Source organism: Nocardia sp. NBC_00511, assembly GCF_045161165.1.
GTDB lineage: Bacteria > Actinomycetota > Actinomycetes > Mycobacteriales > Mycobacteriaceae > Nocardia.
Window position 1 is genome coordinate 7,870,533 of sequence record NZ_CP107849.1, and the last position, 17,934, is coordinate 7,888,466.

The following is a 17,934-nucleotide window of genomic DNA, read 5'->3' on the forward strand; positions in this document are numbered from 1 at the left end:
GGAGTTCGATGCTCGACATTGCTGAGGTTCGCGACATGGTGGCAGCGGCGCTCGACGTGGCCCCCGAAACGATCGGCGACAACGACGATCTCGTGAGCCTGGGAATGCACTCGATGATGCTCATGCAGCTCTCGGCCAAGTGGCGCAAGCAAGGGTACGAGGTGCGCAGTTCCGCGCTCGCGCTGGAACCCACCCTCGGTGTCTGGGCGGCGCTGCTGGGCGCGGGGCAGGTCGAGGGTGGGGCGAGCTCCGCCGCCACCGTGTCGGAGGGCGGCGCCGCGAACGGCGGATCCGAGGCTGCCACCGGGGAATTCGGGCTCGCCACCATGCAGCACGCCTACTGGATGGGTCGCCGCCAGGATCAGGCGCTCGGTGGCGTCGCCGCACACCTCTACGTCGAATTCGACGGCACCGGCCTGGATTCCGAGCGCCTGCGCCGCGCCGTCACCCGCCTGGTGCGCCGCCACGAGCAGCTGCGGGCCGGCTTCACCGACAGCGGCACCCAGCTCACCCTGCCCGAGCCGCAGCATCCGGTCTTCGAATCCCGCACCCTCGCAGCCGATTCCGAGGCCGAAGAGCTCGAACGCATCCGCCAGGCCAAGAGCCACCAGCGCATGGATGTGGCCGCCGGACAGGTCATCGACATCACCCTGTCCACCCGCACCGACGGCCGCCACCGCCTGCACGTGGATGTGGATATGCTGGCCGCCGACGCGCAGAGCTACCGCCGCATCCTCGAGGACCTGGCCACCCTCTACACGGCCGACGACGACGCCCTCTCGCCGCTGGCCTACAGCTTCCGCCGCTACCTGGCCGCGAAAGAGCAGACCGCGCCCGACAATTCGGCGGATCGCCGCTGGTGGGGCGAGCGACTGGCCGACCTGCCCGACATCCCGGCGCTGCCCGTGCTGCCGGAGACCGAGCGCCGCGACCCCGCCGCCAGCATCCGCCTGCACCACTGGTTCGACCCCGCCGCCAAGGCCCGCCTGCACCAGGCCGCGCACGGCCACGGCGTGACCCCGGCGGTCGCGCTGGCCACCGTCTTCGCCGAGGCCATCGCCCGCTGGTCGGCACGGCAGCGCTTCCTGCTCAATGTCCCACTGTTCAACCGTGAACCGCTGCACGCCGATATCGACCAGGTCGTCGGCGACTTCACCAATTCGGTGCTGGTCGACGTGGACGCCGCCCGCCGCGAATCCACGGTCGCCCGCGCCAAGCGGCTACAGCGCGAATTGCACACCTGCGCAGCACATTCCGTCTATGAGGGCCTCGACGTACTGCGCGACCTGGGTCGCCTGCGCGGCGCGCCCGTCACCCCGTCGGTGGTGTTCACCTCCGGCCTGGACCTGGGCGAACTGTTCTCCGAACGAGTCCTGCACGCCTTCGGCGAACCGGTGTGGATCATCTCGCAGGGCCCGCAGGTCGACCTCGACGCCCAGGTCGTGGAACTCAACGGCGGCCTGCTGGTGAACTGGGACATTCGCCGCGACGCCCTGCCCGAGGGCGTCGCCGAGGCCATGTTCACCGAATTCCGTTCCCTGCTGGACGCTCTCGTCGAACCCGGCGCGGACTGGAACGCCGACCTGTCGATCGCCCTGCCCGCCGCGCAGCAGGCCGTCCGCGACCGCGTCAACGCCACCGACCTGGACCTCGGCGGCCCGCGCACCCTGCACGAAGCCTTCTTCGCGCTGGCCAAGCGCCACCCGCAGCGCCCCGCCCTGCGCTGGCTGGCCGACGCCGCGACCGCCGCGGAGGAAACCCGCGTGGCCGCCCTCAGCTACAGCGAACTGGCCGCGCAGGCCCTCGCGGTGGGGAAGGCGCTCGAGCACGCCGGAGTCCGTCCCGGCGACACCGTCGCGGTCATGATCCCCAAGGGCCACAAGCAGATTCCCGCCGTCCTCGGTGTCCTCGCCGCGGGCGCGACCTACCTGCCGATCAGCACCGAGCAGCCGCAACTGCGCCGCGACCGCATCCTCGAGCGCGGCGGCGCACGCGTGATCCTCACCGACTCCCCGGTGGAACTCCCCGAGCAGATCACCCCGCTGCTGCTGGCCGACGCCGTCGCGGGCCCGCGCCTGGACGCCGCGCACATCGCCCCCGCCGACTCGATCGCCTACGTGCTGTTCACCTCCGGCTCGACCGGCGAACCCAAGGGCGTGGAGGTCAGCCACCGCGCGGCCGCCAACACCATCGACGCCATCATCACCCACTTCGAACTCGGCGCGGACGACCACACCATCGGCCTGTCGGCCCTGGAGTTCGACCTGTCGGTGTTCGACATCTTCTCCCCGCTGTCGCTGGGCGGCGCGGTGGTCGCCGTGGAGGCCGCCGTCGAACGCGACGCCGTCGCCTGGTCGACGCTGATCGCCGAAACCGGTGTGACCGTGGTGAACTGCGCCCCCGGCCTGATCACCATGCTGCTCGACACCGCCTCACCCGCTCAGCTGCGCACCGTGCGCACCGTCATCACCGGCGGCGACCGCGTGAAATCCCAGCAGGGCCACCGCTTCCGCACCACCGTCCCCGGCGTGCGTTTCGCGGGCCTGGGCGGCACCACCGAGACCGCCATCCACTCCACCGTCTGCGAGCTCACCGACGCCTACCCGGCCGACCGGGCCAACGTCCCCTACGGCACCCCGATGGCGAATGTTCGCTGCCGCGTGGTCAATTCGCGCGGCGAGGACTGCCCGGACTGGGTGCCCGGCGAGCTGTGGATCGGCGGCGTCAGCGTGGCCGACGGCTACCGCGGCGACCCGGAGCGCAGCGCCGACCGCTTCGTCACCGTGGACGGCATCCGCTGGTACCGCACCGGCGATATGGCCCGCTACCTGCCCGACGGCACCCTCGACTTCCTGGGCCGCGCCGACCATCAGGTGAAGATCCGCGGCTTCCGGGTCGAGCTCGGCGAGGTCGAGTCCGCACTCGCCGCCCAGCCGGGCATCCGGGAAGCCGTTGCGCTGGTGACCGATTCCGGCCGACTGGCCGCGGTCGCCGCGACCGGGGAGGCGGCGCTGTCCGGCAGCGCCGCGTCCTCGGTCCTCGACGGCCTGCGCACACTGCTGCCCGCGCACATGATCCCGGAGATCCTGGAGCTGACCCCCGCGATCCCGTTGACCGGCAACGGCAAACTCGATCGCGCCGCCATCCGCCGCCTGGTCGCCGCCGGTGACGACACCGCCCACGACACCTACACCGCGCCCGCGACCCCGGTCGAAGCCGCCGTCGAATACATCGCCTCCCAGGTGCTGGGCATCGAGAAGCTCGGCGCGACAACCGATTTCTTCGCCGCCGGTGGCGACTCCATCCTCGCCACCACCCTCACCGCCAAGCTGCGCGGCCTGCTCGCCGTGGAACGCTTCGGCGTCACCGGCGTACTGGAGGGCCGCACGGTGCGCGGCATCACCGCTGCCCTGCTCGCCGGTGAACCCACCCCGGACCGGCTCGACCAGGTGGCCCGGATCCTGCTCGAACTCGCCGAGATCGCCCTGCCCGAACCGGTGGCCGCCCGCTGACCCAGCGGAACACGCTGCGGCGCAAGGCATTCTCGACAACAAGGATTGGTTCGACACATGAAATCGCTGGAAGACCTACAGGCCGCCATGCTGGCCCGGCTCGCGCAGGAGGGCCTGGCCGCGGCTCCCACCGTCCCGGTGCGCCGTGACCCCACCCGCGCCGCCCTGTCCTTCGGACAACGCTATGTCTGGGCGCACCAGCAGATTTCGCCCGACAGCGCCGCCTACAACCTGTGCCTGGCCCTCACCTTCGACGGCGAGGTCGACACCGACGCCCTGCGCCGCGCCTTCCTGGCCCTGGTCCGCCGCCACGAAGTGCTGCGCACCACCTACCACAACGACGAGCAGGGCGATCCCTACCAGCTCATCCACGACCAGCTGCCGCCCCGGCTCACCGACACCGACCTGACCGGCCACGACCCGGCCGAGGCCGACCGCATCCTGGCCGAGCTGGCCCGCGCCGCCGCGTACGAAACCTTCGATCTCTCAACCGAATCCTCGCTGCGCGTGCTGTTCGCCCGCACCCGCCCCGACCGCCTGGTGGTTGTGCTGACCATCCAGCACATCGCCTGGGACGGCATGACCCTGCCCGCGCTGTCGCCGGACATCGAGAACTTCTACCGGCAGGCCCGCGCCGGCGAGGTCACCGTGGAACCGCTGCGCCTACAGGTCGCCGACTTCGCCGAATGGGAGCAGGACCACTACCGCGACGACGACCACGGCACCGATACGGCGTTCTGGGAGAGCCAGTTCGACGGCGAGGTCCCCGAACTCCAGCTGCCCTACGACCGCCGCCCGGTCACCGTCAGCGAACGCGGCGACCGCTTCGACCGGCTGCTCGGCGACCGCGCCGACGCCAACCTGCGCCGCCTGTCCGCCGACCTGAACGCCACCCCGTTCCAGGTGTTCCTGGCCGCCTACTACCTGGCCCTGCGCACCACCACCGGCCAGCGCGACATCATCGTCGGCACCACCGTCGCCAACCGCGAGGAGTCCGGCCAGGAACTGCTGATCGGCAACCTGTCCAACATGATTCCGCTGCGCTTCACCGGCGCGGGCGCGGCCACCTTCGCCGACCTCGTCACCCAGGTGCGCACCACCACCACGGCGGCGTTCCGGCACAAGCACTTCCCGCAGGAAGGCATCGTGCGGGCCGCCAACCGCGCCACCGGGCACGTCGGCTCCAAACTCTTCGACACCATGGTGCTGTTCCTGCACCAGAAGATCGACGGCCCGCAGCTGCCGGGCGCGAGCACCAGCTGGGAACTCATCGACAACGGCGGTGCGCTGCTGCCGCTGGTCGTCGAGACCTTCATGCACCACGATCGCACCGACGTCCAGATCACCTACCGCACCGACCTTTTCGATCACGGCACCATCGAGCGGCTGCACGAGTACATCGACCAGGTGCTGGCCGCCGCCGCGCCCGGCGCGACCCTGGGCGCGCTGGAAACCCTGTCGGCGTCCGACCGTGCCCGCCTGGACGACTGGTCCTTCGGTGACCGCCCGGCCATCGAGGCCGAGACCGTCGACGCCATGATCCGTGACTCCGCGCAGCGGTATCCGGAGCGAGTGTCCGTGGTGTTCGAGGACATCGAGCTGGCGTATGCCGAATTCGATTCGCGGGTAAATGGACTCACTCGCATGCTGCTGGAACGCGGTGTGCGCACGGGGGATCGAGTCGGCGTCTATGCCGAACGCAGTGAATGGCTGCCGGTCGTGTTCGCGGCCGTGCTGCGGGCAGGCGCGGTGTACGTGCCCGCTGACCCCAGCTACCCGGTCGATCGCATCGAGTACATGCTGGGTGACGCCGACCCCCGGCTACTGATCACCTCGGTGTCGGTCGAGCGAGCCCTTGCGGCCGAAATCGCCATTCCGGTAATGGATCTCGCGTCCGCCGAGGTGCGTGCCGAGCTGGCCGCCGCCGACCGCGCACCGGTCCGTGCCGAAGAACTCACCCGGCCGATCCACCCCCTGGACGCCGCCTACCTGCTCTACACCTCCGGCACCACAGGCCGCCCCAAGGGCGTGGTCATCAACCACCGCGCCATCGTCAACCACGTCCAGTGGATGCGCGACTACCTGGGCTTCGGCGAGGAACGCATCCTCCAGAAGGCCCCCATCGGCTTCGACGTCTCGGTGTTCGAGCTCGTCAACGCGCTGTGCACCGGCTCGGCCACCGTGCTGCCGCACCCGCAGTGGTGGCAGGCCGACGTGGAGGCCCTGGCCGGAATCATCGAGCGGCACCGGGTGACTCAGCTGTCCCTGGTGCCCAGCGTGACCCGCGCCTTCCTCGACGCCGGTCCGGACCCGATCCGGCTGCAATCCATGCGCTACGTGTACCTCGGCGGCGAATCCGTGCCGCCCGCCCTGGTCGAAGAGGCCAGCCGCGTCTTCGGTGGCAAGGTCCTGGGCCTCTACGGCCCGACCGAAGCCGCCATGGACCTCACCCACGAGGACTTCGAGGGCGCGCACGGCGGCGACGAGATCCGCTCCGCGCTCATCGGTGTCCCCGAATGGAATTCGTCGGTCTTCGTCCTCGACGAGCAGCTGCGCCAGGTGCCGCCCGGCGTCACCGGCGAGCTGTACCTGGGCGGCGTCCAGCTGGCGCAGGGCTACCACCACCGCGCCGGACTCAGTGCCGCCACCTTCATGGCCTGCCCGTTCGCGCCCGAACCCGGGGCCCGCATGTACCGCACCGGCGACATCGTGCGCTGGAATTCCCGTGGCCGCCTGGAATACCTGGGCCGCGTGGACGATCAGGTGAAGATCCGCGGCCACCGCATCGAACTCGGCGAGATCGGCACCACGCTGCGCCGCATGCCCGGCATCGGCTCGGCCGCCGCCGTCGCACTGCCCCGGGTCACCGACTCCGTACTCGTCGCCTACTACGTGGCCGATCCGAACACGGAGTCCGCCGACGACTCCGAGGCCACCGTCGCCGACCGCATCCGCGCCTACCTGGCCGAACGCCTGCCGGACTACATGATCCCGGCCGCCTTCGTGCGCCTGCCCGCCCTGCCGCTCACCGCCAACGGCAAGCTCGACCGCCGCGCCCTGCCCGTGCCCGATCTCGGCGGCAGCACCGGCCGCGGCCGCGAATTGGGCTCCGGCCCAGAGGAACTGGTCGCCGAGGTGACCCGCCAGGTGCTCGGCCTCGCCGACGATCTGGACCTGGCGGCCGACGACGACTTCCTCGCCCTCGGCGGCGATTCCATCACCGCCATCCGCATGGCCTCCGCCCTCAAGAAGCGCGGCCTGACCATCACCACCAGCGCCCTGTTCGACGCCCGCACCATCGCCGCCATCGCCGCCGCCACCGAAACCATCACCGACACCGGCGCACCCGCCCTGGCCGCCACCGGCGACACCGGCTGGATCCCCCTCAACCCGATCGCCGCCATGCTGGTCGAAAAGGTCGGCGAGTGCACGGGTTACAGCCAGGCCACCACCATCGTCACCCCGGCCGACGCCACCGCCGAACGCCTCACCGCCGCCATCGACGCCCTGCTGGTCAGGCATCCGCTGCTGCGCGCCCGGATGGGTGTGGCCCCTGCGGGTGAACTCCCGGTGCCCCAGCACGGCGCAGAGGATGCCGCACCAGTCCCGGTCGGCAACGCCACTGGTTCGGAAGGCCTTGCCGCCTACTACGTTCCGGCGCTCGACGAGCCGCGCCCGGCCGTCGAGCTGCTCGAGGTCGTCGTGGCCGACGAGGAGTGGGAGGCCGTCACCCCCGACCTGCTGCAACAGCAATTGCACGCTGCCGGTGCGGGTCTGGATCCCACCGCGGGCCGGATGGTCGCCGCCGTGTGGGTGCGAACGCCGGACCGTGCCGTCGGCCGCCTGCTGCTGGTCGCGCACCACCTGGTGGTGGACGGTGTCTCCTGGCGCATCCTGCACGACGACCTGCGCCAGTTCTGGCGGGACGGTTCGCTCGAGCCGGAGACCGGCACCTCGGTGAAAGCGTGGAACACCAGCCTGATTCAGGCCGCACACCGCGACGAACTGGTCGCGGAGCTGCCGCGCTGGCAGACCGTTGCCGAGAGTGGCGATCCGCTGCTGGGCAGCCGCGCCTTCGACCCGGCCGTGGACACCATCGCCACCCTGCACGAGGTCACCGCCGAGCTGGACGCCGAGGACACCCGGTTCCTGATGACCACGGGCGCACAGGCGTTCGGCTGCGACTTCCTCGACATCCAGGTCGCTGCGCTCGCCGTCGCCGTGCACCGCTTCCGGCGCTCCCGCGACAACGACGCCGACACCGTCTCATTGACCATGGAACGCCACGGGCGCGTCGAATCCCTCTTCGCCGGAACCGATCTCGCCAATACCGTCGGCTGGTTCACCAGCGCCTACCCGGTCGCTCTCGCCGTTTTGAGGGGCGGCGAGGCGGACGTGGTGGACGCGGTGAAGGCGGTCAAGGAGCAGTTGCTGGCCGTGCCCGACGCGGGTATCGGATGGGGACTGCTGCGCTGGCTGAACGTCGAGGGCCGCACCGCGCTCGCCGGGCAGCCCGCGCCGCAGCTCAGCTTCAACTACATGGGCCGCTTCGCCGTCGCCGAACAGGCCGAAACCTGGAAAGCCGCACCGGAATTCGGATACCTCGGCGGTCACGCCGACTCGGCCATGCCGGTGGCCGCGGTCCTGGACGTGAACACGGTGACCGTCACCGACGGCGACAATGCCACCCTGCGCGCCTCCTTCCGCTTCCCCGCCGGGATCCTCACCGACGCCGAAGTCCACGAATTCGCCGACCTGTGGGCCGGTGGCCTGCGCGACTTCGCGAAAACCGTGCGCGACGACTCCAGCCGCCGCTTCACCCCCAGCGATGTGCTCGCCCGCGAGGTCACCCAGCTGGATCTGGACCGCTGGCAGACCCTTTACGGCGCGTTCGCCGACGTGCACCCGCTGGCACCCATGCAGGCCGGGCTGTACTTCACCGCGCTCGGGTCCGGCGGCAAGGACTTCTACAACGTGCAGACCATGATCGCGGTGCGCGGCGCGCTGGAGGTGCCGCGTCTGCGCACGGCCCTGGACACCGTGGTCAACCGCTACCCGAACCTGCGCATCCGCATCTCCGTCTCGCACGCCGGACAGCCGTACGCGATCGTCGCCGACCACGTCGACGTCGAGGTCCGCGAGGTCGACTTCGCCGACCGCCCCGACGCCGACGAGCGCCTGCGCGACTTCCTGCTCACCGACCAGGGCGAGCAGTTCGACCTCGCGCGCGGCCCGCTCACCCGGGCCACCGTCGTGCACCTGCCCGATGCGGTCCACATGCTGGTGCTCACCTCGCACCACCTGCTGACCGACGGCTGGTCCGGACAGCTGCTGCCGCAGGAGATCTTCGGCGCGTACCTCAGCGACGGCGCCGCCGCACCGCTGGGCAGCCCGGACACCTTCGCCGACTTCCTGCGCCTCACCCAGGACCGCGAAACCGCCACCGAGACAGCCTGGTCCGGCTACCTCGACGGCGTGCAGCCGTGCCTGGTCGCCCCCAACCGGGTGCCCGAGGGCGGGGGAGTGCCCACCGGCCGATCCGCCGCCATCGACCCGGAGGTCGTCGACCGGCTCACCGCGCTGGCGGCCGAACTCGGCACCACCTTCAGCGTCGTCTGCCAGCTGGCCTGGGCCAATGTGCTGCGCTACGTGACCGGTTCGGAGACAGCCGTTTTCGGTGAGGTCGTCTCCGGTCGCCCCGCCGACCTCGACGAGGTCGACAATGCCATCGGCTGCTTCGCCAACACCATCCCGGTCGCCGTCGGCCTGCGCGGCGCATCCAGTTGGCGCGAACTGCTCGCCGAAATCCAGCGCCGCCGAGTCGAACTCATGGAGTTCCACCAGTACCGACTCACCTCCGCCATCCGCGCCACCGGCGTACGCAAGCTGTTCGACTCCATGTTCGTCTTCCAGTCCTACCCGCCCGGCCGCGAGGAGCTGGAAAGCCTGCTGGCCCAGGCGAACCTGGAACTGGTCACCTTCGAAGGCGGCGGCGCGACCGACAACGCGCTGCTGGTGATGATCTTCCCGGCCAACTCGCTGCTGCCCGCCGACGGCGTGCAAGCGGTCGTCTTCTACGCCGAGGACTCCTTCGACCCCACCGAGGCCGAGATCGTCGAGGCCGCCTTCCACGACACCCTGCGCGCCATCGCCGCCGACCCCGACCGCACCGTCGACGACACCGCGGTCATCGACGACGAAGACCACGGACTGCTGGTCATGCGCCGCATGTGGCAGTGAGCGCCGCAGAGAATCAGGAGCGAAAACCCATGAGCAACACCCTCGGATGGATCCGCAAATTCCATCGCCCCCGCACCGCGGGCAGCCCCTCGCTGGTGATCTGCCCGCACGCGGGCGGCGGCGCGTCCACCTACCGCCCGTTCTCCAAGGCGCTCAGCGAGCACTTCGACGTGTCGATCTTCCAGTACCCCGGGCGGCAGGACCGCGGCCGCGAAGCGGCACTGGGCAGCGTGCCGGAGATCGCGGCCGGGGCCTTCGCCGAATTCGAGCGGTCCCCGCAGAACGGGCGCACCCCGATCACCGTGTTCGGGCACAGCATGGGTTCCGTCGTCGCCTTCGAATTCGCGCGCCTGGCACGGGAATCCGGCATCCCGGTGCGGCTGCTCGCGGTGTCCGGCGCGGTCGCGCCGTGGCGGGTGATCGACATGCCGCCGCACCCCACCGAGGACGAACAGCTGCTCGATCACGTCGGCGGACTCCAGGGCACCGGCGCGGACGTGCTCGCCAACCGTGAACTCATGCGCATGGCGCTGCCCGCGTTGAAGGCCGACTACGCCGCCTTCGACGCCTACACCTGCCCGAAGGACGTGGTGCTCGACGTTCCCGTGCATGCCCTCGGCGGCGAGGACGACGAATTCGTCACCCTCGGCGACCTGTACGGCTGGCAGACGCACACCGACCACGAACTCCAGGTGACCATGTTCGAAGGCGGGCACTTCTACCTGCACGACCACGTCGCCGCCATCGCGGAAACCATTGCCGCCGATCCGAGTCGGGAACTGGTGGCACGATGAGCACGAACCACGACGACCCCATCGTCATCGTCGGCATGGCCGTGGAGGCCCCCGGCGGCGTCGAGACCCTCGCCGACTACTGGACGGCACTCGCCGAATCCCGCGACCTGCTGGGACCTTTCCCGCGCGATCGCGGCTGGCCGCTCGAGCGGCTGTTCGGACTCGCCGAGACCGAAGGCTGGGGGACCGTGCGCGACGCGGGCGGATTCCTCGACACCGCAGCCGATTTCGATCCGCAGTTCTTCGGCATCACCCCGCGTGAGGCCGTGGCCATGGACCCGCAGCAGCGGGTGGCGCTGCGGGTGGCGTGGCGGGCGCTGGAGAACGCGGGCATCAACCCGTCCGATCTCGGTGACGATGAAATCGGCTGCTACATGGGCGCTTCCAACACCGAATACGGTCCGCACGGCGCGGAGGTCAACGACTACACCGGTTACCGTGCGGGTGGCGCGGCCCTCGGCGCGGTGGCCGGGCGGATCTCCAACTGCTTGGGACTCACCGGACCCTCGGTCGTGGTCGATGTCGCCTGCGCGTCCTCGCTGGCCGCGGTGCACATGGCCGCCAATGGGATTCGCAACGACGAATGCGAATGGGCGCTGGCCGGTGCCGCCTGCATCATGGGCTCACCCGGCGCGTTCTTCGAATTCTCCAAGAACAACGCGCTCGCCGCCGACGGACAGTGCAGGCCCTACGCCGAAGACGCCTCCGGAACACTGTGGGGCGAAGGCGTGGGAGTCGTTGTCCTGGAACGAGAATCGCGGGCCCGCCGCCTCGGGCATCGGATCTACGCCCGGCTGCTCGGCTCCCGCGTCAACCACAACGGCAAGGGCGCACCCATCGCGGTGCCCAGCACCTCGGCGCAGGAGCGGCTGATCCGCGCCACCGTCGCCGCCTCCGGCGTCGCACCCGAGCTGGTCGATCTGATCGAAGGCCACGGCACCGGCACCGCCGTCGGTGACCCTCTGGAACTGGCCGCGCTGCAACAGGTCTACGGCGCACCGCGCACCGACGGCAGTGACGCGCTGCTCGGCTCGGTCAAATCCAACCTGGGCCACGCGCAGGCCGCCGCCGGACTGCTCGGCCTGATCAAGGTGCTGCTCAGCGGCCTGCACGGGCAGATCCCGCCCACCCGCCACGCCGCCCAGCCCACCACCCGCGTCGACTGGGACGGATCCGGACTGCGGCTGGCCTCCGAACTCCGCGACTGGGCACCGCGCGATGGCGTCCGCTACGCCGCCGTGTCGTCGTTCGGCGTCAGCGGCACCAACGCGCACGCCGTCCTCGCCATGCCCGCACTCGACGAGACCGGGTCCGTGCAGGCCGCATCACTGAAGGAAGCCCATGCCTGACTACCGACTTCCCGACGGCAGCACGCCGATCCCGCTGTCCGCCGACACCCCGGACGCCCTCGCCCGCGAGGCCGCCGCCGTGGCCGCGTACCTGGAACAGCATCCCGCCGTCACCCCCGACGAGGTCGCGGACATGCTCCAGCGCACCCGGGGCGCGCGCAGGCATCGGGCCCTGGCCATGGTGAGCGAACGCGACCAGCTGATCGACGCGCTGCACGCCGTCGCCGCCGGACGCCCGCACCCGGCCGTGATCACCGGGCTCGGCGCGGCGACCGCCCGGCGCATCGCCTACGTCTTCCCCGGACAGGGCAGCCAGCGCCCCGGCATGGGCCTGCTCTACTACCGCAACTCCCCGGTCTTCCGCGCCGCCGTCGACGAATGCGACGCGAAATTCCAGGAACTGCACGACATCTCGCCACTCACCTACCTGCTGCACGAGGAGGGCGAGGCGAACGAGGGCGTCGACATCGTCCAGCCCGCCCTGTTCATGCAGATGCTCGGCCTCGCCGCCATGTGGCGGGCCGCGGGCGTGGAACCCGATGTGACGGTGGGACATTCACAGGGTGAGATCGCCGCCGCCGTGGTGTCCGGCATCATCTCCCTCGCCGACGGCATCCGCGTGGTCACCCTGCGTGCCAACCTGGTCGCCTCGCTGGAAGAGGCGAACGACTGGAGCGGCCAGTGGGCCATGGCGGTCCTCGGCGTCGACCGCGACGAATGCGAGGCACTGCTGGCCCGCAACTCCGGCTGGGCCGAACTCGCGGTCGTCAACTCCGCGCACGTGCTCGCCGTCTCCGGCGAACGCCCCGCAGTCTCCGACCTGGTCGCCACCCTCACCGCACAGGGCAAGTTCGCCAAGGAGATCCGCGTCGAATACCCCGCGCACACCTCCTTCGTCTCCAAGTTCCGCGAAGAGCTCGAGACCACCCTGCGCGACACCCTCGACAACACCGAATTCCTCCCCACCGAAATCCCGTGCCTCGGTGCGACCCTCGGCGAACCCGTCACCCCCGACCTCCCCGTCGCGGGCTACTGGTACTGGAACCTGCGCAACCGCGTCCGCTTCGACCTGGCCATCGCCGAAGCCGCCAACCGTGACGTCGACATCTTCGTCGAAATCGCCGACCACCCCGCTCTCATGCTCGCCATGCAGGAAACCCTCGGCGGCGTCACCCCCAAACGCGCCTTCCACACCATCGGCACCTCCCGCCGCACCGCCCAGGACCTCCGCGAATTCACCCGCAACCTGGCCCAGATCGCGGTCCTGCACGGCAGCTTCACCTGGAATGCGCTGCGCACGAACACCGATACGGTCCGCCTGCCCCTCCTCGAATTCCCCAACACGCAGACCACTCCGAAGAAGCTCTGGGCCCCCTTCAACTACGTCGCGGCGCCTGCCGCGCCCGACGGCACAGCGGTGCCCAGCTCGGGAGCTGTCGCCAGCGCGACCTCGGATACTCGTGCCACCGCGACATCCGTCACCGCAGAACAGCAGTCGGGCGCACCGGTCTCCAACGAGAGCGGAAGTGGCTCGGCAGCACCGGGTTCGGCCGCCGTGGTCGGCTCGACCTCGAGCGCCGCAGCACCGATCGCCGTGCCGCAGCGTCTGTCCGAGCGGTGGGTCCGCCTGGAGAAGCGCAAGCTGGTGCCCCCGCGCACCCTCGCCATCCTCGACCACACTGGCGGCTGCGCCGACCTCGCCGCCGCTGTCGAGCACGCCGCGGGCCGCCACGGCGCGACAGTCGTCACCCCCGGCGACGGTGCGACCTACGACACCGCGGTCATCCTGCTGCCCGGACAGCGGACCGAGGTGGCGGGCGGGTCGTCGAATGGCGCAGCCTCCGCGAGTGTGGATCTCGCCGCACAGGTTGCCGCTGCCGCCGACTTCGTCGCTGAGCGCGGCTGGCTACCGGATCTGACCGGGGTCCGCGACGTCTGGCTGGTGACCGCCGCCGGCGAGGCTGTACTGGACGGGGAGACACCGGATCTGGTGCACGCCGCCGCGCAGGCGGCCTTCCGGTGCCTGGCGTCCGAGCATCCGGGTGTCGGGTTCCGGCACGTGGATCTGCAAGCCGGACAGGAGCTTCCGGCCGCGGCGAAGGCGGTGATCGGGGCCGTGCACACCGCCGGGGAGCCGGAGCTCGCCGCGCGGGACGGCAAGCACTACGCCAAGCGGCTGGTCATCGACACGGGCAAGGCCGAGGATCGGCCGCTGACCCGTGACGATCTCGCCGAGGTCGTGATCGTCGGCGGGACAGGGAAACTCGGCCTGGACTTCTGCGCGGAGTTCGCGCATTCCGGTGCGCGGCGGATCACGCTGATCAGCCGGTCCGGTGGCTCCGCCGAGGCGCAGGCCCGGGTTCGGGAGCTCGCGAATTCCGGCGCGGCCGTCGAGATCCGGCGCTGCGACGTCACCGACGACGCGGCGGTGACGGAGCTGGCGGGAGCGCTCGCGCCGGTCACCCTGCTCGTGCACGCCGCCGTCGACTACGACGCGGCCGCCGCCGAACCCACCGCCGAAACCGTGCTCGCCGCAGCCGAATCCAAGGTGCTCGCCTTCGATCGCCTGGTTCGCACCCTGCCGCTCGCTCCGAATGCCCGGGTGCTGGCCTGCTCCTCGCTCTCGGCCACCATCGGCGGCCGCGGCCATGCCGTGTACGCGGCGGTCAACCGCATGCTCGACGCCGCCGCGACCGGCTACCGCCGCAACGGAATTCACGCCACCGCGATCCAGTGGGGTCTGTGGCGTGCCGTCGGCGCGGATCACGACGAGGCCATTGCCCGCATCAGCGGTACCGGGCTGCTCCCGATGGACCCCGTCGCCGCCGTCACCACCGGCTTCGCCGCCACCGGCAACCGCGTGGTCGTGGCCGCCGAATGGTCCACGCTGCGCGCCATTTTCGCGCTCTTCGGCCAGGACCCGCTGTTCGCGGAACTCCCCGACGAGCCCGTCGCAATGGTTCCCGCTGCGCCCACTGCGGTGTCGAACGCATCCCTACCGGGCGTTTCCGTTGGTAGCGCCGCACCGGTATCGGTGGTACCGGCGGCTGCTGGCAACGGCGCTGCCGGATCGGTCGCCGCACCTACGGTGGCGGCACCGGTCACTCCGACACCCGATGTCGCCGAACAGGTTCGCGATGCCCTGCGCTTCGTCATGGGCCTCGACGCGGGCGAAACCATCGACGGCACCCTGCCGCTCGTCGCCCTCGGCCTGGACTCCCTGCAAGCCCTCGATCTGCGCAAGCGGATCGAAGCCGACCTACAGCGCGACCTGCCCGTCACCGCCATCCTCGGCGGCGCGTCGCTCGACGACGTGGTTTCACTGCTCGCCTGACCCGATCCTTCCGAAAACACCAGTGCAGGGGGAACACCCGACCATGAGTACCGACAACCGGGCGCCGCAGCCGGACGACGCCATCGTCGTCGAAGCGGTGGAGAAGTCCTTCGGGGAGGTGAAGGCCCTGCGGGGCATCAGCTTCCGCGCCCCGGCGGGCAGCGTGCTCGGCGTGCTCGGACCCAACGGCGCGGGCAAGACCACCACCGTGTCGGTGCTGTCGACCCTGGTCCGGCCCGACGCGGGCCGCGCCACGGTGGCGGGCTACGACGTGGTCCGCCAACCCGACGAGGTGCGCGCCAGCATCATGCTCACCGGCCAGTACGCCGCCCTCGACGAGGTACTGACCGGCCGCGAGAACCTGGTGCTCTTCGGCCGTCTGCTCGGCCTGCACCGCAAGGCCGCCCGGGTGCGCGCCGACGAACTGCTGGAACGCTTCTCGCTCACCGAGGCCGCCGACCGCCGCGTCGGCCAGTACTCCGGCGGCATGCGCCGTCGCATCGACATCGCCTGCGGCCTGGTGCGCTCCCCGCGCGTGGTGTTCCTCGACGAACCCACCACCGGCCTGGACCCGGTCAGCCGTCAGGGCCTGTGGGCGCTGGTGCGCGAACTCAAGCAGCAGGGCGTCACCGTCCTGCTCACCACCCAGTACCTGGAGGAGGCGGACGCCCTCAGCGACAACATCATCGTCGTCGACAAGGGCACCGTCATCGCCGAGGGCACCGCCGACCAGCTCAAGGCCCGCAGCGGCTCCAGCTACTGCGAGGTCGTGCCCGTCGACGCCGCCGACGTCCCCCGCCTGGCCACCGCCCTCTCGGGCCTCGGCGAGGTCACCGTCCCCGACTCCGCCGACCGCGTCTCGCTGCCCGCCCCCGACGGTGCGGCCACCCTCACCGAGGCCCTCGCCCGAATCACCGGCGCGGGCATCGAACTCATCGACATCGCACTGCGCCGCCCCTCCCTGGACGAGGTCTTCATCGAACTCACCAAGCCGACGGCCGAGGTGAACGCGTGAGCGGGCGCACTCGGCGATCCGCCGGAACCGTGCGGGCCGCAGGACGATTCACCGCGATTGCCACCAGCTCGGAGGTGAACTCGTGAACGAGACTGCTCCGGTGCGGGTTCCAGCCGGAATGCAGTGGCGGGCGCTGAGCGAGCGGGGGATTCGGGCCGCGCTGCGTGAAGGCGACGTCATCCTGGCGGTCGGTGCGCCCATCGCGTTCTACATCTGCTTCTATATCCCGCTGCGAAAGTCCATGTCGGCGGCCGGAATCGACTTCGCGCAGTACCTGCTGCCGTTGATCGCGGTGTACGCCATGTTCTTCACCGCCATGTTCGCCGGTGATCGCGCCGGGCGAGAACAGGCCGGGGGCATGGCCACTCGGCTGCGGTCGCTGCCGGTGCGGTCGTGGGTACCGGTGGCGGCGCGCATGTCGGCCAACCTGGTACGTGGTGTCGCCGCGCTGGCGGGGGCGTTGATCGTGGGAAGCCTCTTCGGGTTTCGCTTCCACGATCCCGTCACCGCGCTGGTCTTCGTGCTGGTGGCGTTGGCCTTCGGGGCGGGTGTGGTGATCGGGGCGGATGCGCTCGGCACCGCCACCCGCAATCCCGAGCTCGGCGCGACCGTGCTGTTCGTGCCGCAGCTGCTGCTGGTGATGACCTCCACCGGATTCGTTCCCGCCCAGGGCTTTCCGGGCTGGATTCAGCCGTGGGTGCGCAATCAGCCGGTGTCCCAGGTGACCGCCGCCCTGCGCGGGCTCGCCGAAGGACGCTATCCGGCCGAACTCGGTGTCGCGGCCGGATGGATCGTGGGCCTGCTCGCGGTGGGCGCGGTGCTGGCCATTCGAGCGGAAGGACGCCGCGCATGAACGCCGAGAACCCGGTCCAGTCAGCCGAAGTGACCGGTAAACCTGCTGGGGACAATGGAATTCCGCACGCCCGCGGCTCCCTGCTCAGCCAATCCCTGGTCGAAACCGGACGCCTGCTGCGGCGCTGGTCCCGCCAGCAGGAAGTCATGACCAGCACCCTGGTCCTCCCGATCCTGCTGCTGCTCATGTTCGACCTGGTGCTGGACCGCTCCCTCGGCATCTCCTCCGACGCCGACCCCATCTACGGCTTCGTCCCGATGATCGCCATCGCCGGAGCCATGTACGGCGCGATGGGCACGGGCCTGTCCCTCTACGGCGAACGCCAGAGCGGACTGCTGCGCCGTTTCTGGGTGCTGCCCATCCATCGCTCCGCCGGACTGCTCGGCCGCCTGCTCGCCGAATGCGTGCGCGCCGCGGTCGTCGCCCTCGCGGTGATCCTGCTCGGCCTGGCCCTCGGTCTGCGCTTCCAGCAGGGCTGGCCCGGATTCTTCGGCGCGCTCGCCATTCCGGTGCTGGTCATCGCCGGATTCACCCCCATGGTCATCCTGGTGGGCGTGAGCCGCATCGGTGACAAGGTGGTGCAGCTGTTCGCGATCGTCGTGCTCATCGGCATGTTCTTCAACTCGGGATTCGTTCCGGTGCAGAACTATCCGGACTGGCTGCAGCCGATCGTCCGCGCCCAGCCGATGAGCTGCGCCATCGAAGCCATGCGCGGCTTCATCCTCGGCGGCCCGGTCGCCACCCCGCTGCTGCAAACCGTCGCCTGGGCACTGGGCCTGGCCGCCGGATTCGGCGCACTCGCGGTACGCGGCTACCGCGCCGCCGCGGAAAGCTGAC

8 protein-coding genes are annotated in these 17,934 nt (G+C 70.5%); all 8 read left to right on the forward strand.

Annotated features, from left to right (window positions below; genetic code table 11):
- Positions 1-8 precede the first annotated feature (8 nt).
- Positions 9-3,512 (forward strand): amino acid adenylation domain-containing protein, encoded by a 3,504-nt coding sequence (locus OG300_RS36550; protein ID WP_405489030.1) that lies wholly within the window; start codon positions 9-11, stop codon positions 3,510-3,512.
- A 57-nt stretch (positions 3,513-3,569) separates the two neighbouring features.
- On the forward strand, positions 3,570-9,752 hold the full coding sequence (locus OG300_RS36555; RefSeq protein WP_405489032.1) for an amino acid adenylation domain-containing protein: 6,183 nt from the start codon (positions 3,570-3,572) through the stop codon (positions 9,750-9,752).
- A 29-nt stretch (positions 9,753-9,781) separates the two neighbouring features.
- Positions 9,782-10,546 carry a thioesterase II family protein gene (locus OG300_RS36560; protein WP_405489034.1) on the forward strand — a complete coding sequence of 255 codons (765 nt, stop codon included), beginning with the start codon at positions 9,782-9,784 and terminating at the stop codon, positions 10,544-10,546.
- Positions 10,543-11,895, forward strand: coding sequence for a polyketide synthase (locus OG300_RS36565; RefSeq protein ID WP_405489036.1), 1,353 nt, complete (start codon positions 10,543-10,545; stop codon positions 11,893-11,895). The genes OG300_RS36560 and OG300_RS36565 overlap by 4 nt, the downstream gene beginning before the upstream one ends.
- Complete coding sequence (gene nbtC / locus OG300_RS36570; RefSeq protein ID WP_405489038.1) at positions 11,888-15,229, forward strand: nocobactin polyketide synthase NbtC; 3,342 nt, start codon at positions 11,888-11,890, stop codon at positions 15,227-15,229. The genes OG300_RS36565 and nbtC overlap by 8 nt, the downstream gene beginning before the upstream one ends.
- Positions 15,230-15,272: 43 nt before the next feature.
- On the forward strand, positions 15,273-16,244 hold the full coding sequence (locus OG300_RS36575; protein WP_405489040.1) for an ATP-binding cassette domain-containing protein: 972 nt from the start codon (positions 15,273-15,275) through the stop codon (positions 16,242-16,244).
- A gap of 82 nt (positions 16,245-16,326) precedes the next feature.
- The gene (locus OG300_RS36580; protein WP_405489042.1) at positions 16,327-17,097 is read left to right on the forward strand and encodes an ABC transporter permease; all 771 of its coding nucleotides are present in this window, start codon (positions 16,327-16,329) and stop codon (positions 17,095-17,097) included.
- Positions 17,094-17,933 (forward strand): ABC transporter permease, encoded by an 840-nt coding sequence (locus OG300_RS36585; RefSeq protein ID WP_405489044.1) that lies wholly within the window; start codon positions 17,094-17,096, stop codon positions 17,931-17,933. Before OG300_RS36580 ends, OG300_RS36585 begins: the two co-directional genes overlap by 4 nt.
- Position 17,934 lies beyond the last annotated feature (1 nt).